The organism is Pseudomonas sp. L7, from assembly GCF_046605565.1.
GTDB classification, from domain to species: Bacteria; Pseudomonadota; Gammaproteobacteria; order Pseudomonadales; family Pseudomonadaceae; genus Aquipseudomonas; species Aquipseudomonas wayambapalatensis.
This window is the reverse complement of record NZ_CP176784.1, coordinates 830,001-852,228: the sequence shown is the minus strand read 5'-3', so window position 1 is coordinate 852,228 and position 22,228 is coordinate 830,001. Positions and strand designations below refer to the sequence as shown.

The window sequence follows — 22,228 nt, the reverse complement described above, 5'->3', positions numbered from 1 at the left end:
GATGAGCGAGAAGAATCCATTACCGGTCGGGCCGCGCACGCCCGTCCTGCTGTTGCTGGTGGTCGCCAGCCTGGTGCTGCTGCCGTTGGTGCTGCCTTCGGCCACGCTGGCCACCGAGATCCTGATCTTTGCCCTGGCGGCGCTCGCCTGCAACCTGCTGCTGGGCTACACCGGCCTGCTGTCGTTCGGCCAGGGCATTTTCTTCGGCGTGGGTGCCTATGGCGCGGCACTGCTGATGATCCATCTGAAATGGGGGCTGTTCGCCGCGCTGCTGGGCGCTGCGGTATTCGGTGCGTTGCTGGCGCTGCTGGTCGGAGCACTGGCGATCCGGCGCAAGGGCATCTACTTCGTCATGCTGACCCTGGCCTTCAGCCAGATGGCGTACTTCCTGGCCTACACCCTCAGCGGCTGGACCGGTGGCGACAACGGCCTGCTCGACGTGCCGCGGCCGAATATCGAGGTCTTCGGTCATGTACTGGTCGATCTGGCCGACCCTCGGCATTTCTATGCCTTCGTCGCCCTGCTGTTCCTGTTGATTTTCGCCTTCGCCCTGCGGGTGATCCGCTCGCCCTTCGGCAGCACCTTGCTGGCGATCCGCGAGAACGAGACCCGCGCGGCGGCGATCGGCTACGACACCCGCCACTTCAAGATCCTGGTGTTCATGCTGTCCGGCGCCATCACCGGTATCGCCGGCGCGCTGTACGCCATGCTGCTGCACTTTGCACCGCTGTCGAACATCGACCTGATGATGAGCGAGAACATCCTGATCATGACCATCATCGGCGGCACGGGCTCGCTGTTCGGCTCGCTGCTGGGGGCCGGCGCCATCGTTGTGCTGGGCGACGTGCTGTCGGAGCTGTGGCCACGCTGGCTGATGCTGCTCGGGCTCATCCTGATCCTGGTGGTGGTGTTCATGCGTGGCGGCCTGTGGGGCGGCCTGGCCGAGCTGGGCAAGCGCCTGCGTCCGGGGCGTACGTTGTCGACCAAGACCAAGGAGACCTTGTGATGAGCGAGTTCCTGCTGGAAACCCGCAACCTGGAGCTGGCCTACGGGCCGTTCCGCGCAGTCGGCGGTGTCGACCTGAAAGTCCGCCCTGGCACCATCCACACGGTCATCGGCCCCAACGGCGCCGGCAAGACCAGCCTGTTCCACTGCCTGACCGGCGAACGCCAGGCCACCGCCGGCAGCATCCTGTTCAATGGGCGCGACATCGTCCGCAAGCCCTCCCATGGCCGCGTGGCCCTGGGCATGGCGCGCTCATTCCAGCTCACCAGCCTGTTCCAGAACCTCTCGGTACGCGAGAACCTGCGCCTGGCCGCCCAGGGCCGCGATGGCCTGGGCGCGCTGAACTTCTGGCGTAGCGTCGAGCACAAGCGCAGCCACTGGGACACCGCCGACCAGGTGCTCGAGCGCCTGAAACTCACAGGCCGTGCCGACACCCTCGCCGGCGAACTCTCCCATGGCCAGCAGCGCGTACTGGAAGTCGGCATGTCGATCTGCGCCAAGCCAAGCCTGCTGATGCTCGACGAACCCACCTCCGGCATGGGCATCGACGACATTCCGCTGATGACCGAGCTGATCAGCGATCTGGGCCGCGACCACACCGTGCTGCTGATCGAGCACAACATGAGCATCGTCATGTCGATCAGCCAACGCATCACCGTCATGAGCCACGGCCAGATCCTGGTCGAGGGCACCCCGGAATTCGTGCGCAACGACGAACGCGTGCGCACCGCCTACCTTGGAGAGGCCGCCTGATGCTCAACGTCGACTCGATCCATTCCTACTACGACAAAAGCCACGTGCTCGAAGGCGTCTCCCTGCAGGTCGGTGCCGGCGAACTGGTGACCCTGCTGGGGCGTAACGGCGCCGGCAAGACCACCACCCTGCGCAGCATCCTCGGCATCGTGCGGCCACGCCAGGGCCAGATCAGCTTCGATGGCCAGCCTCTGGTCGGCCGCGAAATCTTCGATATCGCCCGCCGGGGCATCGCCCTGGTGCCGGAGCACCGCGGCATCTTTCGCCAGCTCAGTGTCGAGGAAAACCTGAAGATCGCCACGCGCAAGGAGAGCCGCTGGCAACTGCGTGACGTCTACGCGATGTTCCCGCGCCTGGAAGAGCGCCGCCGTAACGGCGGCTTCGCGCTGTCGGGTGGCGAGCAGCAGATGCTGGCGATCGCCCGGGCCCTGCTCAATGGCCCGCGGTTGCTGATCCTCGATGAGCCGACCGAAGGGCTGGCGCCGGTGATCGTCGACGAGTTGGTGAAGATCCTGCGGCGGATCAAGGACGAGGGCCTGTCGATCCTGCTGGTGGAGCAGAACCTGATGGTCTGCGATGCCTTGGCCGACCGTCACTACGTGCTCGAACAGGGTCGCGTGGCCTACCAGGGAACCGCCGCACAGTTTCGCGACGACCCGAGCATCAAGAACCGCTACCTGGCGCTGAGTGCCTGATTTCAGGCATTGCTCTGTATCGGCCTCTTCGCGGGCAAGCCCGCTCCCACTGGGATATCGCCACGCGCCGGCCGCGAAGAAGCCCCCTATTTGCTACAGGAGAGACGCCCCATGAACACCCGCATCGATCCCTCGCAACACCTGCTCGGCCAGGGCGCCCTGGTCAACCGCGAGCGCCTCTGGCAATCGCTGATGGACCTGGCCCGGCTCGGCGCCACGGCCAAGGGCGGCGTGTGCCGCCTGGCGCTGACCGATCTCGACCGACAGGCCCGCGACCTGTTCGTGCGCTGGTGCGAGGAGGCCGGCTGCACGGTCAGTGTCGACGCCATCGGCAACATCTTCGCCCGCCGCGCAGGACGCAACCCGGCACTGGCGCCGGTCATGACCGGCAGCCATATCGATACCCAACCCACCGGAGGCAAGTTCGACGGCTGCTACGGCGTCATGGCCGGGCTCGAAGTGGTGCGCACCCTCAATGACCTTGGCCTGCAGACCGAGGCCCCACTGGAAGTGGTGGTGTGGACCAACGAAGAAGGCTCGCGCTTCCCACCGTGCATGATGGGGTCGGGGGTGTTTGCCGGTAAGTTCGGCCTGCAGGAGACCCTCGACAAGGTCGACGAACAAGGCCTTTCGGTGGGCGCGGAGCTCCAGCGCATCGGTTACGCCGGCCCGCGGGTGCCCACCGGGCATCCGGTCGGGGCTTATTTCGAGGCGCATATCGAGCAAGGACCAGTGCTGGAAGACCAGCGCACCACTATCGGAGTGGTTCAGGGTTGCCTGGGCCAGAAATGGTTCGACCTGATGTTCACTGGCGTCGAGGCGCATGCAGGCCCGACGCCGATGCACCTGCGCAAGGATGCGCTGGTTGGCGCTGCCGAGGTGGTGGCCGCAGTCAACCGCGTGGCCCACGCCCACCAGCCCCATGCCTGCGGCACCGTCGGCTGCCTGAACCTGCACCCTGGTTCGCGCAACGTGATTCCCGGCCAGGTGCAGATGACCCTCGACCTGCGCCACCTCGACCCCGCCCAACTGGATGCGATGGTCGCCGAGGTGCGCGAGGTGATCGAGGCCAGTGCCGCCCGCCATGGCCTGAGTTTCGAGCTGACCCCCACCGCCGACTTCCCACCCTTGTACTTCGCCGAGCAGTGCGTCGATGCGGTACGCCAGGGTGCGCGCACGCTGGGCCTGAGCCACATGGACATCGTCAGTGGCGCTGGCCACGATGCGATCTTCCTCGCCGAGCTGGGCCCGGCCGGGATGATCTTCGTGCCGTGCGAAGGCGGCATCAGCCACAACGAAATCGAGAACGCCGCGCCGCAGGACCTGGCAGACGGCTGCGATGTGCTGCTGCGCGCCATGGTCCAGGCCGCCAACCCGGGAGCCCATTGAGATGACAGGCAAGACCGCCATCGGTGAATTCAGTGCCACCGAGCTGCTCGAACTGTACCGCCGCCGCCAGTTGTCGCCGCTCGAAGTGATCGACGACGTGCTGGCCCGCATCGACCTGCACAACCCTGCCGTCAACGCCTACTGCCATGTCGACGGTGAAGGCGCGCGCGCCGCGGCCCGCGCCAGCGAACGCCGCTGGCAGCGTGGCGAGCCGTGCGGGCGCCTGGACGGCCTGCCCGCGTCGATCAAGGACCTGACCTTGACCCGCGGCATGCCGACCCGCAAAGGCTCGCGCACCAGCTCAGGCGCCGGGCCGTGGGAAGTCGATGCGCCCTTCAGCGCCTTCATGCGCGAGGCTGGCGCAGTGCTGGTGGGCAAGACCACAACGCCGGAGTTCGGCTGGAAAGGGGTCACCGACAACCCGTTGTACGGCATCACCCGCAACCCCTGGGATACCCGTCTGACCGCGGGCGGGTCGTCTGGCGGTGCGGCAGCAGCAGCGGCGCTCAACCTCGGCGTGCTGCACCAGGGCAGCGATGCCGGTGGCTCGATTCGAATCCCCTGCGCCTTCACCGGCACCTTCGGCATCAAGCCGACCTTCGGCTACGTACCGCAGTGGCCAGCCAGCGCCATGACCGTGCTGTCGCACCTGGGGCCGATGACTCGTACGGTGGATGACGCCGTGCTGATGCTCGACTGCGTGGCCCGCCCCGACCCGCGCGACGGCCTGGCCGGAGCCCCGCGCCAGTCGCCCTGGCTGGACGACTCGACCGACCTGCGCGGCCTGCGCATCGCCTACAGCGCCGACTTCGGCTACATAAAGGTCGATCCGCAGATCCAGGCCCTAGTGACCCAAGCCGTGCAGCGCCTGGCGCGCCTGGGGGCAACGGTAGAGGAAGTCGATCCAGGCTTCAGCGACCCGCTGCAGACCTTCAATACCCTGTGGTTCGCTGGCGCGGCACGCTTGGCCAGTGGACTGAGCGAGGCACAGCGGGACTTGCTCGACCCGGGCCTGCGCGGCATCGCCGAACAGGGGGCCGGCATCAGCCTGGCCGATTACACCCAGGCCCTGGAAGCACGCGCCGAGCTGATCGCGCAGATGAACGCCTTCCACCAGCGTCATGACGTGCTGCTGTCACCGATGCTGCCGCTGGTCGCGTTCGAAGCCGGGCACAACGTGCCGCCAGGGTCGGGCATGGCGCAGTGGATGGAGTGGACGCCGTTCAGCTACCCGTTCAACCTGACCCAGCAGCCTGCGGCGTCGGTCCCCTGCGGCTTCACGCGCGAGGGGTTGCCGGTGGGGCTGCAGGTGGTGGGCGCGCGCTTTGCCGATGAACAGGTGCTCAGGGTGTGCAAGGTGTACGAGCAGCATTACCCGAGTCGGCACCTGCAGGCGCCGCACCGGCACTGAGGGCTGGCAGAGTCCGCAGCGGCCTTGCGCAACGCAAGGCCGCTGCATGTTTTCAGCCCAGACGCCCGGCCGGCGCGTAGGGCGCAGGATCGATGATCGGCTCGGCCCCGGTCAGCAGGTCGGTAAACAACTGGCACGAAGCAGGCGCCAGCACCAGACCGTTGCGGTAATGCCCGCAGTTGAGCCACAACCCCGCATGCCCAGGCACCGGCCCGATGTAGGGAATGCCTTCAGGAGAGCCCGGTCGCAGCCCGGCCCAATGCCCAACGACTGGCGCGTCCTTCAGTTGCGGCAACAGCTCGATCGCCGAAGCCCGCAGGCTTTGCAGCGCTGCCTCGGTCGGGGTCTTGTCGTAGCCCTCGTGCTCAAGCGTGCTGCCCACCAGGATATGCCCGTCACGCCGCGGAATCGCATAACGCCCCTTGGCCAGTACCATGCTTGGCAGGAAGTCGGCATCGCACTTGAACAGGATCATCTGCCCCTTTACCGGCTCCACCGGCAATTCCAGCCCCAGGGTGCGCAACAGGTCGCCACTCCAGGCACCGGCACTGAGCACCACTTCGTCGGCGCTCAGCACGCCTTCATTCGTCAGCACACCGGTCACACGCCCGCCTTCCTGGGCGAAACCGCTGATCTGGCAGTGCTCGCGAAGACTGACGTTGGGCAGCGCCAGCAACGCGGCTTTCAGCGACTTCACCAGGCGCGGGTTGCGCACGTTGGCCACGCCAGCCATGTAGATGGCGCGCTGGAAGCCTGGGCCGAGGACTGGCACGGCGTCATAGGCCGCCGAGATATCCACGGCGCTCAAGGGACGTTGTTCGCGCGCAGCCCAGGCCAGGGCCTGGGCTTCATCGTCGAGGTCGAGCCAGTACAGACCGGTGGTGTGTACTTCAGGGTCGACACCCGTGCTGGCGAACAGGCGCTCGCCCAACTGTGGATAAAAATCCTGCGACCAATGCGCCAGGGCGGTCACCGCCGGGCTGTAGCGCCACGGATACAGCGGCGAGACGATACCACCGCCGGCCCAGGACGACTCACGGCCGACCTCGCCCTGGTCGCACACCACCACCCGGTCAACCTTTGCGGCCAGGTTGAACGCAGTCAGCAGACCGATCACCCCGCCACCGACAATCACTACGTGCTTGCTCATCTGTCGATCCAACACCTGAAGTAAAAACGCCTCACCAACAATCCGCCTGATCCAACGCCCCGGGGTTTGCGCGCACACCGGCCTGGTCAAGCTGGTAGTCGCCACAACGATCACGCGCCATCAGCCCCTGGGCCTGACGCTCGGCCAGTAGCCGATACTGGCCGTGCTCGCGCCAGGCTCGCAGGCGGTAGAAACGGCTACCCTCGGGCAGCGGTGTCTGCCACTGCTCGCTGTCGGCATACTGGCCGGTACGGGCGTAGTGATATTCCAGACGCTGGGCGGCATCGTGCAGCAGGCCGACCACTTCGCCGCGCGCGGCACGCCGAAGCTGGTCGCTGTAGCTGGGATAGGCAACGCTCGCCAGAATGCCGGTCACGGCCACGACAAGCAACAGCTCCATAAGGCTTAGGCCACGTTGCATCTCAAGACCCCCTGAATCGCTGGCGCCAGGCGATACGCCGGGGTGCCTGGGCCTGTCCGGGCTCGACCGCATAGATCGCCTCCAGTACCTGCCGTGCGCGGGCCTGACGGCTTACCGCAGTGATCCGGAACAGAACCACCCTTGCCCCTTCCGGCATGTGCGCAGCGCGAGTACTCACGCCCAGTTGCTGCACCTGGAAGAAACCGTGCTCGCTGGCCTGCCAAGGTGGGCGCCCATCAATCAGGTCATGGGGTGCGGGCGGTGGGGCGCACACCTGGCAGGGCGAGGGGGGCGCCAGGGCAAGCTGCAGCGCGCCCGCCAGCAGGCTCGCCTCGGCCTCTTCAAAGGCGCGCGCCGCCGCCAGCGCGCTGCCCGCCAACGCTATCTGCTGCAGCGTGTCACGCAGGGCCGAGATGGAGAACAGACCAAGCAGCAGGCTCAGCACCAGGGCCAGCAGCAAGACCATTCCGCGCTGGGCGCTCATGACGGTGGCAACCGGTTGCGCAGGGCAACGCTCAGCGCGTAGTCCCGCTCGATGTCCAGCACAGGGTCGACAAGGGTCAACTGCAGGTCCACACGCTCCCCGTCATTGCCCACGACACGGGTGGCGCGAAAAGCACGCACATTGTCGATGAGCACGGCATTCATGCCGCCGCCGCTGAGCATCAGGCTGTCGCCTTGAAAGCGGTAGGTCTGCCGCCGCAGCGGGAAAGCCAGCGTGGTGCCGCTGCCGAGCTGGCGTGCCGGATGCACTTGTGCCCAGGCGAGACAGTCGGTGAGCAGCGTCCAGTCCGGGTTTCCTCCGGCCCCTGGTACATCGGCGGTCACCAGGCTGAGCGTGGCCTCGCGGCTATTGCCGGCGTGGGATATCTGCAAGGGCTGGGCAAAGGCCTGTGCAGCAGATGGGTCGGTGAACTCGAGGGTTTCGGCTGCCAGGCAACCAAACATGCCGGTCATGCGAATGTCCTGCGCCAGCCGGTGCAAGGCCAGCGACGCGTCATCCTGCATCCGCGACAACGCGCCTTGCATGCGCCAGGCCTGCTGGGCCGAGACCAGGGCCTGCCCCGCTGCGGCCAGCAGCATCAAGCCCAAGGCCAGTGCCAGCAAGGCCTCCAACAGACCGAAGCCTTGCTGTCGGCTCATCATGGCAACACCCGGCCCTGCAGCGCGATGACCTGCGCCTCGCTGCCGCGTGGGTCGTGCCAGCGAATCTCCAGTTGCAACCACTCCCCGGTCACCACCGCCCGCCCCTCGCCGCTCTCGCCCAGCAGCGAACCGATCAGGGCGCGCCAACTGTGCAGCGCCTCGGGTTCAAGGGTGCCGCTCGCCCTCACCCGCTCGAACAACAAGTGCGCCAACTGCACGGCCTGCGCATCGCGCCGCGCCCCTTCGCCGACCTGCACTGCGCGTATCTGCGATGCCGCCGCGGCGAACAGCCCGAGCGACAGCACCAGCACTGCCAACACCACTTCCAGCAAGGTCATGCCCCGCTCCCTGTGCACCATGGTTTCGCCTCCTGCGAAATTTCCCGCCAAGCATGACCGGCCTGGCTGACTGGACCTCCTGGTCCGCAGCACCGAAGCTACAGCGAAGCACTTCCAGGGAGGAATGCACGATGCGGCAACAGGGAGTAACACTGATACAAATGATGAGCGTACTGGCCATGCTCGCGCTTCTGACACAGCTCGCGGCACCGGCCTACGCCAACTTGACCGAAGACCTTCGCCAGGCCGCAGCCGCCCGTGACCTGGCGCAGAGCCTGCGAAGTGCACGTAACCACGCCCTGCTGCAGAACCGGAGCGTTGTGGTGCAACCACTGGAGGGGGATTGGGGGAAGGGTTGGCAAACAGTGCAAGAGGGAGACCAGCAACTGCTGCGCGAGCATCGGCTGGGCCGATCCGTGAGGATCGCTGCCAACCTGGAAAAGCTGAGATTCAGTGGCCTGGGCGTCCCCCTGCGCGACAATGGCGCATTTTCCGGCGGCACCTTGCAGGTCTGCCAACGCGCGCAGGGCAACAGTCAGCATCGGGTCGTTGTCGCACCTAGCGGGCGAGTCAGCCTGCGCAGCGGGGCGAGCGAAGCACCGCGCTGCGCAGCCCCCTGATCAGATCAGCGAGCGAACCCGCAGCTCCTTGGGCATCGAGAAGGTGATGTTCTCTTCACGCCCGTCGAGCTCTTCAGCGCCCGTAGCGCCCCAGGCCTTGAGCTGCTCGATCACCCCACGCACCAGCACCTCGGGCGCAGAAGCGCCTGCGGTGATGCCGATGCGCTGTACGCCGTCGAACCAGGCACGCTGCAGGTCTTCGGCACCGTCGATCAGGTAGGCCGGGGTGCTCATGCGCTCGGCCAGCTCGCGCAGACGGTTGGAGTTGGAACTGTTCGGGCTGCCGACCACCAGTACCACATCACACTCGTCGGCCAGTTGCTTGACCGCATCCTGGCGGTTCTGGGTCGCGTAGCAGATGTCGTCCTTGCGTGGGCCGCCGATATTCGGGAAGCGTGCACGCAGGGCATCGATGACGCGACTGGTATCGTCCATCGACAGGGTGGTCTGGGTGACGAACGCCAGGTGGTCTGGGTCGCGGACCTGCAGGGTGGCGACATCCTTCTCGTCCTCGACGAGGTAGATGGCGCCGCCATTGCTGGCGTCATACTGGCCCATGGTGCCTTCGACTTCCGGGTGCCCTTCGTGGCCGATGAGGATGGTCTCACGGCCGTCGCGGCTGTACTTGGCAACCTCGATATGCACCTTGGTCACCAACGGGCAGGTGGCATCGAACACCTTCAGGCCACGCCCGGCGGCTTCCTGGCGTACCGCCTGGGACACACCATGGGCACTGAAGATGACGATCACATCGTCCGGGACCTGATCCAGTTCTTCGACGAAGATCGCGCCACGGTTGCGCAGGTCCTCGACGACGAACTTGTTGTGCACCACTTCGTGGCGCACGTAGATCGGCGGCCCGAAAACTTCCAGGGCACGGTTGACGATTTCGATCGCCCGGTCGACACCCGCGCAGAAGCCACGTGGATTGGCGAGTTTGATTTGCATGCTCGGCTCCAGGCTCACAGCGCCTTCACATCGAGGATCTTGACCTCGAAGTTCAGGGTCTTGCCAGCCAGCGGATGGTTGAAGTCGATGGTCACCTGGTTGTCATCGAAGGCTTTCACCACACCCGGAAGCTCGGTGTTGGCGGCATCGTTGAAGATCACCAGCAGGCCCTCGGACAGCTCCATGCCGTCGAACTGCGAACGGGGCATCACCTGTACGTTCTGCGGGTTAGGCTGACCGAAGGCGTGCTCAGGGGCGATGGTCAGCTTGCGCTCGTCGCCGGCCTTGAAGCCGAACAGTGCAGTCTCGAAGCCCGGTAGCAGGTTGCCATCGCCGACCTTGAACACGGCTGGCGCCTTGTCGAAGGTGCTGTCGACGGTGTCGCCGTTTTCCAGGTGCAACGCGAAGTGCAGGGTGACTTCGGTGTTCTGGCCGATACGGGTCTCAGTCATGGACCGGCTCCTCGGTTTTCTTGCTCTTGAACATGTCCAGCGCCAGCATCACCGCACCAACGGAAATCGCACTGTCGGCCAGATTGAAGGCCGGGAAGTAGTGGGTGTTGCGCCAGTGGACGAGGATGAAATCGACCACATGCCCCAGCACGACGCGGTCCCACAGGTTGCCGATGGCACCGCCCAGCACCAGGGCCAGCGCGACCGCCAGCCAGGTCTCGTTGCGCCCCAGGCGCTTGAGCCAGACCACCAGCACGGCACTGACCACCACGGCGATCAGGGCGAACAGCCAGCGCTGCCAGCCCGAGCTGTCGGCCAGGAAGCTGAAGGCCGCGCCGGTGTTGTAGGCCAGGGTCCAGCTGAAGTAGTCGGGGATGACCACGATCTGCTGATACATGGTCAGGGCGTTATCGAAGTACAGCTTGGTGGCCTGGTCGAGGACCAGGACCACCAGGCTCAGCCAGAGCCAGGCAAGGCGCCCGAAGCGCCCCGCTGCAGGATTAGGCATAGTGGCGCACCTCACCGTTGCCGCTGATGTTGTCGACGCAGCGAGCGCAGATCTCCGGGTGCTCCGGATGGCTGCCGACGTCGGCGCGGAAGTGCCAGCAACGGCCGCACTTGGCGTGGCCGGACTTGACCACTTTCAGCTTGAGGCCTTCGACTTCGGTTGTCACCGCCTCGGCCGGCGCCTGGACGAACGGCACCACGCTGGCGGCAGAGGTGATCAGCACGAAGCGCAGCTCGTCGCCCAGCTTGGCCAGGTCGGCGCTCAGGCCTTCCTCGGCGAAGAGCGTGACTTCGGCCTGCAGGTTGCCACCGATGACCTTGGCCACGCGCTGGTTCTCCAGCTCCTTGTTGACCGCTGCCTTGACCGCCATGATGCGGTCCCAGTAGGCGCGATCCAGCTCGCTGTCCTGCGGCAGCTCGCTCAGGCCCTGGTACCAGGTGTTGAGCATGACCGACTCGTTGCGCTCGCCCGGCAGGTACTGCCAGATCTCGTCAGCGGTGAAGGCCAGGATCGGCGCGATCCAGCGCACCAGCGCCTCGCTGATGTGGTACAGCGCGGTCTGGCAGGAGCGGCGCGCGACGCTGTTGGCGCCGGTGGTGTACTGGCGGTCCTTGATGATGTCGAGGTAGAAGCCGCCCAGCTCCTGCACACAGAAGTTGTGCACCTTGGAGTAGACGTTCCAGAAGCGGTACTCGGCGTAGTTCTCTTCCAGCTCGCGCTGCAGCAGCAGGGTGCGGTCGACCGCCCAGCGGTCCAGCGCCAGCATGTCTTCGGCCGGCAGCAGGTCACGCGCCGGGTCGAAGCCGGACAGGTTGGAGAGCAGGAAGCGCGCGGTGTTGCGGATACGCCGGTAGGCGTCGGCGCTGCGCTGCAGGATCTGCTCGGAAACGGCCATCTCGCCAGAGTAGTCGGTGGCCGAGACCCACAGGCGCAGGATGTCGGCGCCCAGGGTGTTGTTGACCTTTTCCGGCTCGATGGTGTTACCCAGCGACTTGGACATCTTGCGGCCGTTCTCGTCCACGGTGAAACCGTGGGTCAGCAGCTCGCGGTACGGCGCGTGGCCGTCGATGGCGCAACCGGTCAGCAAGGAGGAGTGGAACCAGCCGCGGTGCTGGTCGGAGCCCTCCAGATACAGGTCGGCGCGCGGACCGGTGGTGTGGCCGATGTCGTGCGAGCCACGCAGCACGTGCCAGTGGGTGGTGCCGGAGTCGAACCAGACGTCGAGGGTGTCGGCGATCTTGTCGTACTGGCCGGCCTCGTCACCCAGCAGCTCCTGGGCGTCGAGCTTGAACCAGGCCTCGATACCTTCTTTCTCGACGCGCTTGGCCACTTCTTCCATCAGTTCGACGGTGCGAGGGTGCAGTTCGCCGGTCTGCTTGTCGAGGAAGAACGGGATAGGGACGCCCCAGTTGCGCTGGCGCGAGATGCACCAGTCAGGACGGTTGGCGATCATCGCGTGCAGGCGCGCCTGGCCCCAGGACGGCACGAACTTGGTGTCCTCGATGGCCTTGAGCGCGCGCTCGCGCAGGTTTTCACCGTTGTTGGGCTGCTTGTCCATGCCCACGAACCACTGTGCGGTGGCACGGTAGATCAGCGGGGTCTTGTGGCGCCAGCAGTGCATGTAGCTGTGGCTGATGGTTTCGGTGTGCAGCAGCGCACCGACTTCCTGCAGTTTCTCGACGATGGCCGGATTGGCCTTCCAGATGAACTGACCACCGAAGAACTCCAGCGATGGCGCGTACACACCGTTGCTCTGCACTGGCGTGAGGATGTCGTCGTTGACCATGCCGTAGCGCTTGCAGGTGACGAAGTCGTCCTCACCGTAGGCCGGTGCGGAGTGGACCACACCAGTACCGGCGCCCAGCTCGACGTACTCGGCCAGGTAGATGGGCGACAAGCGCTCGTAGAACGGGTGGCGGAAATTGATCAGCTCCAGCGCCTTGCCTGGCGCCGTGGCCACTACCGAGCCTTCCAGCGCATAACGCTTCAGGCACGACTCGACCAGCTCCTCGGCCAGCACCAGCAGGCGCTCGCCGGTATCGACCAGGGCGTAGTTGAAATCCGGGTGGATGTTCAGCGCCTGGTTGGCCGGGATGGTCCAGGGGGTGGTGGTCCAGATCACGATCGCGGCAGGCTTGGCCAGCGAAGCCAGGCCGAAGGCGGCGGCCAGTTTGTCCTGGTCGGCTACCGGGAAGGCCACATCGATGGTCTGGGATTTCTTGTCGGCATATTCGACCTCGGCCTCGGCCAGGGCCGAACCGCAATCGAAGCACCAGTTCACCGGCTTGAGGCCCTTGAACACGAAGCCCTGCTTGACCATCTCGGCCAGGGCGCGGATCTCGCCAGCTTCGTTGGCGAAGTCCATGGTCTTGTAGGGGTTGTCCCAGTCACCCAGCACACCCAGGCGGATGAATTCGCTCTTCTGCCCTTCGATCTGCTCGGCGGCATAGGTGCGGCACAGCTCGCGGGTCTGGTCGGGCGTCAGGTGCTTGCCATGGGTGACCTCGACCTTGTGCTCGATCGGCAGGCCATGGCAGTCCCAGCCCGGTACATAGGGCGCGTCGAAGCCCGACAGGGTCTTGGAGCGGACGATCATGTCCTTGAGAATCTTGTTCAGCGCGTGACCGATGTGGATTTTGCCGTTGGCATAGGGCGGGCCGTCGTGCAGGACGAACTTCGGACGATCCTTGCCAATCTCGCGCAACTTCCGGTACAGGCCAATGCTGTCCCAGCGCTGCAGGATCTGCGGTTCGCGCTGAGGCAGGCCGGCCTTCATGGGGAAGGCGGTGTCCGGAAGGTTAAGCGTGGCTTTGTAGTCGGTCATTTCAGGCTCTTGGTTAGCGGTTGAGCGTGCCAGTGGGCACGCGCGGCGGCGATGTCCGCGTCGATCGCCGACTTCAGCGCCTCCAGGGAGGCGAATCGCTGCTCCTCGCGCAGCTTGTGGTGGAACTCCACTGTCAGACGCCGGCCATAGAGGTCGCCGGTGTAGTCCAGGAGGTGGATTTCCAGGTGGGGACGCCCATCACCCTTGACGGTAGGACGAACCCCGATGTTGCCGACACCCGGCCAGGGCGTGCCGTCGATCTCGATGCTGGTCAGGTAGACCCCGGACAGCGGTACGCGACGGCGCTTGAGCTGGATGTTGGCGGTGGGCGTGCCGAGCTGACGGGCCAGTTTCTGGCCGTGCAACACGCGCCCGGTAATACGATACGGACGGCCCAGCAAGTGCTCGGCCAGCTCGAAGTCGGCTTCGGCCAAAGCCTTGCGCACTTCGGTGCTGCTGACGCGCAGGCCGTCCTGGATCACGGTGTTGGCCGCCTCGACGGTGAACCCGTACTGCTGGCCGGCCTCGACCAGGAAATCGAAGTCACCTGCGCGATCACAACCGAAGCGGAAGTCGTCACCGACCTCCAGGTGCCGCACGCCCAGGCCGTCCACCAGCACCGCCTTGACGAACTGATCGGCACTGAGCTTGCTCAGGCGCTGGTTGAAGGCCAGGCACAGCACCCGGTCGATGCCTTCGCCGGCCAGCAGCTCGACCTTGTCGCGCAGACGCGCCAACCGGGCCGGCGCAGTGTCCGGGGCGAAGTACTCACGTGGCTGCGGCTCGAAGATTACCACGCAGGTGGGCAGGCCCAGCTCCTGGCCGCGCTCACGCAAGCGCGCCAGGATGGCCTGGTGGCCCCGGTGAACCCCGTCGAAGTTGCCAATGGTGGCGACACAGCCCCGGTGCTCGGGGCGCAGGTTGTGAAGACCTCGAACCAGCTGCATAACGCGCTTCTTGCTCATAAAGTGGCCGATTATAACCACACCGGGGCGCTGGTGACAGGCAGCAGTGCCACTGTGGGCCATGGAATGCGAAAAACCGACGCCTGACCCTGTCCGCGCCCTAGTGAAGTGCCTTGCGAGCGAAATGCCGGGGCCGGAAACCACACAGGAAAAGGCAACCAAAGTAAGTCACCACGCCCGCGCCAATCAATGCGCCCAGACGCAGGAAGCGCTCGAGCATGCCGCCCTGCGCCCATGGCGGCATGAAGTGCATGCCCAACAGCAGCACAACGGACATCAGCCCAACTGCCAGTACCAGCTTGAGCAGGAACATCGCCCAGCCCGCCTGGGGCTGGAACAGGCCCTGGCTGCGCAGTTTCCAGAACAGCAGCCCGGCGTTGAGGCAGGCTCCCAGGCTGATGGCCAGGGCCAGACCGGCGTGCTGCAGCGGACCGATCAGGGCGAGGTTGAACAATTGCGTGCAGACCAGGGTGAAGATGGCGATCTTGACTGGCGTACGGATGTTCTGTTGCGCATAGAAGCCAGGCGCCAGAACCTTGACCAGGATGATCGCCAGCAGCCCCACCGAATAGGCGATCAGCGCTCGCTGGGTCATGGCCGCATCGGTGGCGGTGAACTTGCCGTACTGGAACAGCGCCACGGTCAGTGGTTCGGCAAGGATCGCCAGGGCCAGCGTGCAGGGCAGCACCAGCAGGAAGCACAGGCGCAGGCCCCAGTCGAGGATTCGCGAATACTCTTCGCGGTCCTTGTTGGCGTAGGTCTTGGCCAGCGTGGGCAGGAGGATGGTGCCCAGCGCCACGCCCAATACACCGGAGGGCAGCTCCATCAGGCGGTCGGCGTAGTACATCCAGGATACAGAGCCGGCCACCAGGAAGGACGCGAAGATGGTGTTGATGATCAGCGAAATCTGGCTCACCGACACCCCGAGGATCGCCGGCAGCATCTGCTTGAGCACGCGCCATACCCCGGTATCCCGCAGGTTCAGCCGTGGCAGCACGAGCATGCCGATCTTCTTCAAGGCTGGCAGCTGGTACAGCAACTGCGCCAGGCCGCCCGCCAGAACGCCCCAGGCCAGGGCCATGATCGGCGGATCGAAGTACGGGGTGAGGAATACGGCGAAGGCGATCATCGCCACGTTCAGCAGCGTTGGCGTGAAGGCAGGTACAGAGAAGCGATTCCAGGTATTGAGGATCGCCCCGACGAGCGACGACAGAGATATCAGCAATATATAAGGAAATGTCACCCTCAACAGTGCGGTGGTGAGTTCGTATTTCTCGGCACTGTCGACAAAACCGGGGGCTGTGACCCACACCACCCAGGGCGCGGCGAGTATGCCCAGGGCAGTGACCAGAGCCAGGACCAGCGTGAGCAGGCCACTGACATAGGCGATGAAAGTGCGCGTGGCCTCCTCGCCCTGCTGGGTCTTGTACTCGGCAAGGATGGGCACGAAAGCCTGGGAAAACGCGCCCTCGGCGAAGATACGCCGCAGCAGGTTGGGCAGTTTGAAGGCAATGAAGAAGGCGTCGGTGGCGATGCCGGCACCGAAGACCCGCGCCAGAATGGTGTCGCGCACGAAGCCCAGCACCCGCGAAATCATGGTGATAGAGCTGACTGCAGCCAGGGATTTGAGCAGGTTCATCGAAAAGTTTTACGCCTGGGACTTGAGAGCGCTGCCAGTTGGCGCCCGAGTGTGCGATAATCCCGCTTCTTTGCAGGGGTGCCAAAAACTCCCGAGTTTACAGGTCGTTGCGTAGAAAGGAATCTCTCCTTACGCGCGCACATGCCACTCGGCAGATCCTTGCAACTGGCCTTGACATCCGTCCGACTCATCGGCATGATTCGCGGCCTTATTTGTTTGCTATTTACCCAAAAGTCTTTCGAGGAGCTCGACGGTGGCCAACACACCTTCCGCCAAGAAACGTGCAAAACAGGCTGAGAAGCGTCGCAGCCACAACGCCAGCCTGCGTTCCATGGTCCGTACCTACATCAAGAACGTAGTCAAGGCCATCGACGCTAAAGACGCCGAAAAAGCGCAAGCTGCCTACACTCTGGCTGTACCTGTAATCGACCGTATGGCCGATAAAGGTATCATCCACAAGAATAAAGCTGCTCGCCACAAAGGCCGTCTGAATGGCCACATCAAGGCACTGAAAGAAGCTGCAGCTGCCTAAGCGACGCGCTTTAACAAAAACCGACCTCAGGGTCGGTTTTTTGTTGCCTGCGATTTATGTGGCCAGCGTCAGGCTACCCAATGAAACCGGGCCGCGATAAGCGGCCCGACTTCATTGCTACTTGCCCACCGGGATCTTCGGCGCCCACTGCAGCCAGGCATCATCCGGCTTGTCGAACAAAGCGAAGGTCTGCTGCGGCCGTGCGGGATTGCCCATCTGCTCGCCATCCGGCGTGGCGAAGGCGATCCCTCCATCGATGAGGGTTTCCAGCGATTCGGTCCTCACTGTAGCCCCCTTGAACAGTCCCCAGTCAAAGCCGAAGCCACTGCTGTTCCAGAAACGGCTGCCGCCACGCACCAAGGCAGCATAACGCGGCTCGATCAGGATATGGATCAACACCCGATCCGCACTCTGCCCCAGCTCGTAGCCCGTGACCTTGCCAACCTGCACTTCACGATAGGTGACTGGCACACCCGGCTTTATCGATCCACGACGCGAGGCACTCAACGTCAGCGGTAGCCCGACTTCCTGACCAACCACCTCCGGCGCTTCGGGCAAGGCGATGAAGTCCCGCTGCGGGCCCTGACTCTTCAGTGCCGGCTGTACCTCCAGGTACTGGCCGCCGATCAGGGTGTCGAGGTTCTCTGTGCGCACCAGCCCGAATGCCGGCTTCACCACCCAGAATTGCGTGCCTGCCCGGGCAATACGGTCCGCGGCATCGGTGATCCGCGCTCGCAGCAGCACCGCCTGCAGGTCGGAGGTCAGGTCGACGCTTTCAATGCTGCCTACATCCAGGCCACGGAAGCGAATCGGCGTACCGGGCTTGAGGCCATCGGCACGGTCTACACGGATGGTCACCAGAGTGCCAGCGCGGTTGGCCGCCTCCTCGTTCTCCAGCAGGCGGAAGCGCGGAATGTGTCGCTTGAGCGGTACATTCTGCTGTGGTGTATCGAAGGCGATGCCGCCGGCCATCAGGGTCTGCAACGACTCACTCTTGATCTTGATACCCGACAGGCCGCCGGTAAGGGTGATACCGCTGGCATTCCAGAAGCGCGTCGAACCGTTCACCAGGCCGGCATACTCTTTCTCGATATGCACACCAATCAGGATACGCTTGCTGTTGCGAGCGAACTGATAGCTCTGCACGCTACCGACCTTGACCTGGCGATAGGTTACCGGGCTACCGACCTCGAGCGAGCCGAGCGTGTCAGCGAACAGCACCAGGTGCAGGCCCGGTGCCTTGAGATCGAGCGGTGGCGCCTTGGCCCGAGCCTCGAACTCACGCTGCGGTCGCGCACCTTTCTCACCCGGTCGGATGGCGATGTAGTTACCCTTTACCAGTGCCTCAAGGCCGGTGATGCCCGCCAATGAAATGGACGGCTTGACCACCCAGAACTGGGTGCCCTCCACCAGGTAGTCCTCAGCCAGCGGGTCCAGCGTGAGTTCAGCCATGGCGCCGTCTAGACCATCATCGATCTTCAACGTCTTCATGGAACCCACCTGGATACCCTTGTACATCACCGGAGTACGCCCAGCCTGCAGGCCTTCGTAATCGGTCAGGTGCACCTTGATGCGGATACCGGCCTGAGCCGCCTCGAAGTCCTCATAGAGACGGAACGGCAGGCTCGGATCGGTGGGCGGGCTGTCCTTGCGATGCTCTGGGGTGGCGAAGGCGATGCCGCCCGCCACGATGCTCGAAAGCGACTCGCTGCGCACCTTGACGCCTGACAGGTTGGCATCGATGCTGATGCCGCTGGCATTCCAGAAACGCGTGTGCTTGCGTACCAGGCTTGCGTATTCAGGCTCGATGAACAGCTTGATCTCGACCGTTCCATGATCGTCTGACAGGCGATAGCTTTTTACCTTGCCCACCTGGATCTGCTTGTAGAACACCGGGCTCTCACGATTGAGCGAGCCCAGGCGCTCGGCCTTGAGCGTCAGGTGCAGGCCAGGCTCCCTGTCAGAAAGCGGTGGCGCCTCGGCCAGCGCGGTGAAGCGGCGTGTCGGCTCGCCCTGCCCCGGATCAACGGCGATGTAATTGCCGGAAACCAGTGTCTCCAATCCGGAGATCCCGGCCAGGCTGACACTCGGCTTGACCAGCCAGAAGCGCGTGCCTTTATTCATGTGCGGCTCCGCCGCCTTGTTCATCTCGATGGTGGCGATCACACCCGTGTTGCTGCCCTCGGCATCCAGCACCAGGCTGGTAACCTTGCCCACCGACATGCCTTTGTAGATCACCTCGGTCTTGTTGGCGACGATACCCTCGCCAGTCTCGAAACGTACCTGGATCTCCACGCCAGCGTCACGATAGGCCTGCCAGGCAAGCCAACCCCCGATCATCAGGGCAATCAGCGGCAGAATCCAGATGGCCGACCAGTTCGAGGCTGGGCGTGTTTTGGCCGTTGGCAAGTCACTCATGGTCGTCGTCCGACTCCGTGTTATCCCAGATCAGTCGGGGATCGAAAGTTAAAGCAGCAAGCATCGTCAGAATCACCACACTGGCAAAGGCGACGGCGCCCAGGTTGGCTTCGACACTGGCGATACGACCGAAATTCACCACCGCCACCAGAATGGCGATGACGAAGATGTCGAGCATCGACCAGCGACCGATGAATTCGATAAAGCGGTACATCAGGATCCGCTGCCGAGCCGAGAGCGGCTGATGACGCTGCACCGAGTAAAGCAGCAGGCCAATGCCCACCAGCTTGAACGTCGGCACCAGGATACTGGCGATGAAAACCACCGCAGCAATGGGCAGCATGCCATGCTTCATCAGGGTGATGACCCCGGACATGATGGTGTCCGGACTGCCCTTGCCCAATGTACTGACCGTCATGATCGGCAGCAGGTTGGCCGGGATGTACAAGATCATCGCAGTGACGAGCAGCGCCCAGGTGCGCACGATACTGTTGGGGCGACGCGCATGCACGATGGCACCGCAGCGAGTGCAGGTCTGCGAGTCGCTGCCCGGCTCCTGGCGATTGAGCTCATGACATTCATTGCAGACCAGGATACCGGCATCAATCGCCCGCATGGGTGTCCTCCCCGGAAAGCGCTACCCATATCTGATGCGGCGACATCACCACCTCCAGCCACACCTGCACCAGCAACAGGCTGATAAAGCAGAACAAACCCAGCCCGACGGTCAGTTGCGCCAGGTCGACCAGCTTGACGATCGCTACCAGCACGCCCATGAAGTACACCTCGAGCATCCCCCACTCCCGAAGGTGATGATAGATGCGATAGAACAGCAGGCCATGAGCACGACCGATATTCAGGCGAATGCTCAGCAGTACCAGGAGTTGGCACAGCAGCTTGAGCAACGGAATAGCCATGCTGCAGAGAAACACCACCACGGCGATGCCACGCATTTGTGAGTTGTACAGGCCCAGCACACCGCTCCACACCGTGTCGTCAGAGGTCTGACCGAGCAGGTGCAGTTGCATGATCGGCAGGAAGTTGGCCGGAATGTAGAGAAACAACGCCGTCAGCACCAGGGCCAAGCTGCGATTGACGACATTGTGGCGGTGGGCGTAGAGCTCATAGCCGCAGCGCGGGCACTGCGCCTTTTCGTCATGCTGCAGCACGGGCTTGCGCAGCAGCAGGTCGCACTCGTGGCAAGCCACGAGCTCTTCCAACGGCAGGCGTGCCAGCGCTTCGGGTTCGACAGGGTTGGGCATAGGGGGATCTGCTGGGAATCTCGGCTCTATTCTAGTGTTCCGACCCGAAATGTGGGAGATGGTGCTCTGCAAAGGACGTTACGATTGGTGTCCAGCAAGCTGCTGCAGGTGCGATTTAGTAAACGCCAGAAAGACAAAACCCCTACCTGCTCGCGCAGATAGGGGTTTTGCGAAATGAATCTTGACGATGACCTACTCTCACATGGGGAAACCCCACACTACCATCGGCGATGCATCGTTTCACTGCTGAGTTCGGGATGGGATCAGGTGGTTCCAATGCTCTATGGTCGTCAAGAAATTCGGTTGCCAGTGCGTCTTTGCAGACACGCCAGCCAATTCGGATATGTGATCTTTGTGAGTCGCTTCGAACTTTCGGTTCGTGTCGTCTTCACCACCACAATCTGCACAGCAGATTGCTTGGGTGTTATATGGTCAAGCCTCACGGGCAATTAGTATTGGTTAGCTCAACGCCTCACAGCGCTTACACACCCAACCTATCAACGTCGTAGTCTTCGACGGCCCTTCAGGGGATTCAAGATCCCAGTGAGATCTCATCTTGAGGCAAGTTTCCCGCTTAGATGCTTTCAGCGGTTATCTCTTCCGAACATAGCTACCCGGCAATGCCACTGGCGTGACAACCGGAACACCAGAGGTTCGTCCACTCCGGTCCTCTCGTACTAGGAGCAGCCCCTCTCAAATCTCAAACGTCCACGGCAGATAGGGACCGAACTGTCTCACGACGTTCTAAACCCAGCTCGCGTACCACTTTAAATGGCGAACAGCCATACCCTTGGGACCGGCTTCAGCCCCAGGATGTGATGAGCCGACATCGAGGTGCCAAACACCGCCGTCGATATGAACTCTTGGGCGGTATCAGCCTGTTATCCCCGGAGTACCTTTTATCCGTTGAGCGATGGCCCTTCCATACAGAACCACCGGATCACTAAGACCTACTTTCGTACCTGCTCGACGTGTGTGTCTCGCAGTCAAGCGCGCTTTTGCCTTTATACTCTACGACCGATTTCCGACCGGTCTGAGCGCACCTTCGTACTCCTCCGTTACTCTTTGGGAGGAGACCGCCCCAGTCAAACTACCCACCATACACTGTCCTCGATCCGGATCACGGACCTGAGTTAGAACCTCAAGGTTGCCAGGGTGGTATTTCAAGGATGGCTCCATGAGAACTGGCGTCCCCACTTCAAAGCCTCCCACCTATCCTACACAAGCAAGCTCAAAGTCCAGTGCAAAGCTATAGTAAAGGTTCACGGGGTCTTTCCGTCTAGCCGCGGATACACTGCATCTTCACAGCGATTTCAATTTCACTGAGTCTCGGGTGGAGACAGCGCCGCCATCGTTACGCCATTCGTGCAGGTCGGAACTTACCCGACAAGGAATTTCGCTACCTTAGGACCGTTATAGTTACGGCCGCCGTTTACCGGGGCTTCGATCAAGAGCTTCGCTTGCGCTAACCCCATCAATTAACCTTCCGGCACCGGGCAGGCGTCACACCCTATACGTCCACTTTCGTGTTTGCAGAGTGCTGTGTTTTTAATAAACAGTCGCAGCGGCCTGGTATCTTCGACCGGCATGGGCTTACGGAGCAAGTCCTTCACCCTCGCCGGCGCACCTTCTCCCGAAGTTACGGTGCCATTTTGCCTAGTTCCTTCACCCGAGTTCTCTCAAGCGCCTTGGTATTCTCTACCTAACCACCTGTGTCGGTTTGGGGTACGGTTCCCAGTTATCTGAAGCTTA

At 63.4% G+C, this 22,228-nt stretch carries 21 protein-coding genes and 2 rRNA genes (1 of these 23 running past the window's edge); 7 read left to right on the top strand and 16 right to left on the bottom strand.

Annotated elements, in window-relative coordinates; translation table 11 throughout:
• The first annotated feature begins 1 nt into the window (after position 1).
• From ACK3BK_RS04060 to ACK3BK_RS04040, 5 genes are all read left to right on the top strand, one after another.
• Entirely contained in the window at positions 2-1,006 is a 1,005-nt protein-coding gene (locus tag ACK3BK_RS04060; RefSeq protein ID WP_186667596.1) for a branched-chain amino acid ABC transporter permease, read from the top strand.
• Positions 1,006-1,758 carry an ABC transporter ATP-binding protein gene (locus tag ACK3BK_RS04055; protein WP_186721957.1) on the top strand — a complete coding sequence of 251 codons (753 nt, stop codon included), beginning with the start codon at positions 1,006-1,008 and terminating at the stop codon, positions 1,756-1,758. The genes ACK3BK_RS04060 and ACK3BK_RS04055 overlap by 1 nt, the downstream gene beginning before the upstream one ends.
• On the top strand, positions 1,758-2,453 hold the full coding sequence (locus ACK3BK_RS04050) for an ABC transporter ATP-binding protein (protein WP_063542818.1): 696 nt from the start codon (positions 1,758-1,760) through the stop codon (positions 2,451-2,453). The genes ACK3BK_RS04055 and ACK3BK_RS04050 overlap by 1 nt, the downstream gene beginning before the upstream one ends.
• Positions 2,454-2,564: 111 nt before the next feature.
• Positions 2,565-3,842: a Zn-dependent hydrolase gene (locus ACK3BK_RS04045; protein WP_411383774.1), complete on the top strand. Its 1,278-nt coding sequence runs from the start codon at positions 2,565-2,567 to the stop codon at positions 3,840-3,842.
• A gap of 1 nt (position 3,843) precedes the next feature.
• A complete protein-coding gene (locus ACK3BK_RS04040; RefSeq protein WP_411383773.1) occupies positions 3,844-5,253 on the top strand; it encodes an amidase in 1,410 nt (469 codons plus the stop codon).
• Between the two features lie 52 nt (positions 5,254-5,305).
• Here the strand turns inward: ACK3BK_RS04040 and thiO are convergent, their stop codons facing one another.
• From thiO to ACK3BK_RS04015, 5 genes are read right to left on the bottom strand one after another with little or no spacing between them, the layout of a single operon-like run.
• Positions 5,306-6,403 carry a glycine oxidase ThiO gene (thiO, locus tag ACK3BK_RS04035; protein ID WP_411383772.1) on the bottom strand — a complete coding sequence of 366 codons (1,098 nt, stop codon included), beginning with the start codon at positions 6,401-6,403 and terminating at the stop codon, positions 5,306-5,308.
• A gap of 31 nt (positions 6,404-6,434) precedes the next feature.
• Positions 6,435-6,824, bottom strand: coding sequence for a type IV pilin protein (locus ACK3BK_RS04030; RefSeq protein ID WP_411383771.1), 390 nt, complete (start codon positions 6,822-6,824; stop codon positions 6,435-6,437).
• A gap of 1 nt (position 6,825) precedes the next feature.
• Positions 6,826-7,308, bottom strand: a complete 483-nt coding sequence (locus ACK3BK_RS04025; RefSeq protein ID WP_411383770.1) for a hypothetical protein — start codon at positions 7,306-7,308, stop codon at positions 6,826-6,828.
• Entirely contained in the window at positions 7,305-7,970 is a 666-nt protein-coding gene (locus ACK3BK_RS04020; RefSeq protein ID WP_411383769.1) for a PilW family protein, read from the bottom strand. The genes ACK3BK_RS04025 and ACK3BK_RS04020 overlap by 4 nt, the downstream gene beginning before the upstream one ends.
• Entirely contained in the window at positions 7,967-8,308 is a 342-nt protein-coding gene (locus ACK3BK_RS04015) for a hypothetical protein (protein ID WP_346655291.1), read from the bottom strand. The genes ACK3BK_RS04020 and ACK3BK_RS04015 overlap by 4 nt, the downstream gene beginning before the upstream one ends.
• Positions 8,309-8,439: 131 nt before the next feature.
• On the opposite strand from ACK3BK_RS04015, the gene ACK3BK_RS04010 reads away from it, so the two are divergent.
• The gene (locus ACK3BK_RS04010) at positions 8,440-8,928 is read left to right on the top strand and encodes a GspH/FimT family pseudopilin (protein ID WP_411383768.1); all 489 of its coding nucleotides are present in this window, start codon (positions 8,440-8,442) and stop codon (positions 8,926-8,928) included.
• Here the strand turns inward: ACK3BK_RS04010 and ispH are convergent, their stop codons facing one another.
• The 6 genes from ispH to murJ all read right to left on the bottom strand — a co-directional run bounded on the left by ispH (position 8,929) and on the right by murJ (position 16,264).
• A complete protein-coding gene (gene ispH, locus ACK3BK_RS04005; RefSeq protein ID WP_186709446.1) occupies positions 8,929-9,876 on the bottom strand; it encodes a 4-hydroxy-3-methylbut-2-enyl diphosphate reductase in 948 nt (315 codons plus the stop codon).
• Between the two features lie 14 nt (positions 9,877-9,890).
• The gene (locus ACK3BK_RS04000) at positions 9,891-10,328 is read right to left on the bottom strand and encodes an FKBP-type peptidyl-prolyl cis-trans isomerase (RefSeq protein ID WP_411383767.1); all 438 of its coding nucleotides are present in this window, start codon (positions 10,326-10,328) and stop codon (positions 9,891-9,893) included.
• On the bottom strand, positions 10,321-10,836 hold the full coding sequence (gene lspA / locus ACK3BK_RS03995) for a signal peptidase II (protein WP_411383766.1): 516 nt from the start codon (positions 10,834-10,836) through the stop codon (positions 10,321-10,323). Before lspA ends, ACK3BK_RS04000 begins: the two co-directional genes overlap by 8 nt.
• On the bottom strand, positions 10,829-13,660 hold the full coding sequence (gene ileS / locus ACK3BK_RS03990; RefSeq protein WP_411383765.1) for an isoleucine--tRNA ligase: 2,832 nt from the start codon (positions 13,658-13,660) through the stop codon (positions 10,829-10,831). The genes lspA and ileS overlap by 8 nt, the downstream gene beginning before the upstream one ends.
• Positions 13,657-14,607, bottom strand: a complete 951-nt coding sequence (gene ribF, locus ACK3BK_RS03985) for a bifunctional riboflavin kinase/FAD synthetase (RefSeq protein WP_186667585.1) — start codon at positions 14,605-14,607, stop codon at positions 13,657-13,659. The genes ileS and ribF overlap by 4 nt, the downstream gene beginning before the upstream one ends.
• 118 nt (positions 14,608-14,725) lie before the next feature.
• Positions 14,726-16,264 (bottom strand): murein biosynthesis integral membrane protein MurJ, encoded by a 1,539-nt coding sequence (murJ, locus tag ACK3BK_RS03980; RefSeq protein ID WP_186721946.1) that lies wholly within the window; start codon positions 16,262-16,264, stop codon positions 14,726-14,728.
• 253 nt (positions 16,265-16,517) lie between these two features.
• Between murJ and rpsT the strand changes: the two genes are divergently transcribed.
• Positions 16,518-16,796, top strand: a complete 279-nt coding sequence (gene rpsT, locus ACK3BK_RS03975; protein WP_029614579.1) for a 30S ribosomal protein S20 — start codon at positions 16,518-16,520, stop codon at positions 16,794-16,796.
• Positions 16,797-16,913: 117 nt separating this feature from the next.
• Here the strand turns inward: rpsT and ACK3BK_RS03970 are convergent, their stop codons facing one another.
• From ACK3BK_RS03970 to ACK3BK_RS03950, 5 genes are all read right to left on the bottom strand, one after another.
• Positions 16,914-19,214, bottom strand: a complete 2,301-nt coding sequence (locus ACK3BK_RS03970) for a PqiB family protein (RefSeq protein WP_186711888.1) — start codon at positions 19,212-19,214, stop codon at positions 16,914-16,916.
• A complete protein-coding gene (locus tag ACK3BK_RS03965) occupies positions 19,207-19,830 on the bottom strand; it encodes a paraquat-inducible protein A (protein ID WP_186667582.1) in 624 nt (207 codons plus the stop codon). Before ACK3BK_RS03965 ends, ACK3BK_RS03970 begins: the two co-directional genes overlap by 8 nt.
• Positions 19,817-20,476 (bottom strand): paraquat-inducible protein A, encoded by a 660-nt coding sequence (locus ACK3BK_RS03960; protein ID WP_411383764.1) that lies wholly within the window; start codon positions 20,474-20,476, stop codon positions 19,817-19,819. The genes ACK3BK_RS03965 and ACK3BK_RS03960 overlap by 14 nt, the downstream gene beginning before the upstream one ends.
• A gap of 179 nt (positions 20,477-20,655) precedes the next feature.
• A 5S ribosomal RNA gene (gene rrf, locus ACK3BK_RS03955) occupies positions 20,656-20,771 on the bottom strand.
• 133 nt (positions 20,772-20,904) lie between these two features.
• A 23S ribosomal RNA gene (locus tag ACK3BK_RS03950) occupies positions 20,905-22,228 on the bottom strand; it runs 1,569 nt beyond the window's last position.

What these genes read in the sequence shown, in the direction of transcription:
- ACK3BK_RS04060 (WP_186667596.1), top strand. Translation starts at nt 2, where the DNA reads ATGAGCGAGAAGAATCCATTACCGGTCGGGCCGCGCACGCCCGTCCTG.
- ACK3BK_RS04055 (WP_186721957.1), top strand. Translation starts at nt 1,006, where the DNA reads ATGAGCGAGTTCCTGCTGGAAACCCGCAACCTGGAGCTGGCCTACGGG.
- ACK3BK_RS04050 (WP_063542818.1), top strand. Translation starts at nt 1,758, where the DNA reads ATGCTCAACGTCGACTCGATCCATTCCTACTACGACAAAAGCCACGTG.
- ACK3BK_RS04045 (WP_411383774.1), top strand. Translation starts at nt 2,565, where the DNA reads ATGAACACCCGCATCGATCCCTCGCAACACCTGCTCGGCCAGGGCGCC.
- ACK3BK_RS04040 (WP_411383773.1), top strand. Translation starts at nt 3,844, where the DNA reads ATGACAGGCAAGACCGCCATCGGTGAATTCAGTGCCACCGAGCTGCTC.
- thiO (WP_411383772.1), bottom strand. Translation starts at nt 6,403, where the DNA reads ATGAGCAAGCACGTAGTGATTGTCGGTGGCGGGGTGATCGGTCTGCTG.
- ACK3BK_RS04030 (WP_411383771.1), bottom strand. Translation starts at nt 6,824, where the DNA reads ATGCAACGTGGCCTAAGCCTTATGGAGCTGTTGCTTGTCGTGGCCGTG.
- ACK3BK_RS04025 (WP_411383770.1), bottom strand. Translation starts at nt 7,308, where the DNA reads ATGAGCGCCCAGCGCGGAATGGTCTTGCTGCTGGCCCTGGTGCTGAGC.
- ACK3BK_RS04020 (WP_411383769.1), bottom strand. Translation starts at nt 7,970, where the DNA reads ATGATGAGCCGACAGCAAGGCTTCGGTCTGTTGGAGGCCTTGCTGGCA.
- ACK3BK_RS04015 (WP_346655291.1), bottom strand. Translation starts at nt 8,308, where the DNA reads ATGACCTTGCTGGAAGTGGTGTTGGCAGTGCTGGTGCTGTCGCTCGGG.
- ACK3BK_RS04010 (WP_411383768.1), top strand. Translation starts at nt 8,440, where the DNA reads ATGCGGCAACAGGGAGTAACACTGATACAAATGATGAGCGTACTGGCC.
- ispH (WP_186709446.1), bottom strand. Translation starts at nt 9,876, where the DNA reads ATGCAAATCAAACTCGCCAATCCACGTGGCTTCTGCGCGGGTGTCGAC.
- ACK3BK_RS04000 (WP_411383767.1), bottom strand. Translation starts at nt 10,328, where the DNA reads ATGACTGAGACCCGTATCGGCCAGAACACCGAAGTCACCCTGCACTTC.
- lspA (WP_411383766.1), bottom strand. Translation starts at nt 10,836, where the DNA reads ATGCCTAATCCTGCAGCGGGGCGCTTCGGGCGCCTTGCCTGGCTCTGG.
- ileS (WP_411383765.1), bottom strand. Translation starts at nt 13,660, where the DNA reads ATGACCGACTACAAAGCCACGCTTAACCTTCCGGACACCGCCTTCCCC.
- ribF (WP_186667585.1), bottom strand. Translation starts at nt 14,607, where the DNA reads ATGCAGCTGGTTCGAGGTCTTCACAACCTGCGCCCCGAGCACCGGGGC.
- murJ (WP_186721946.1), bottom strand. Translation starts at nt 16,264, where the DNA reads ATGAACCTGCTCAAATCCCTGGCTGCAGTCAGCTCTATCACCATGATT.
- ACK3BK_RS03970 (WP_186711888.1), bottom strand. Translation starts at nt 19,214, where the DNA reads ATGAGTGACTTGCCAACGGCCAAAACACGCCCAGCCTCGAACTGGTCG.
- ACK3BK_RS03965 (WP_186667582.1), bottom strand. Translation starts at nt 19,830, where the DNA reads ATGCGGGCGATTGATGCCGGTATCCTGGTCTGCAATGAATGTCATGAG.
- ACK3BK_RS03960 (WP_411383764.1), bottom strand. Translation starts at nt 20,476, where the DNA reads ATGCCCAACCCTGTCGAACCCGAAGCGCTGGCACGCCTGCCGTTGGAA.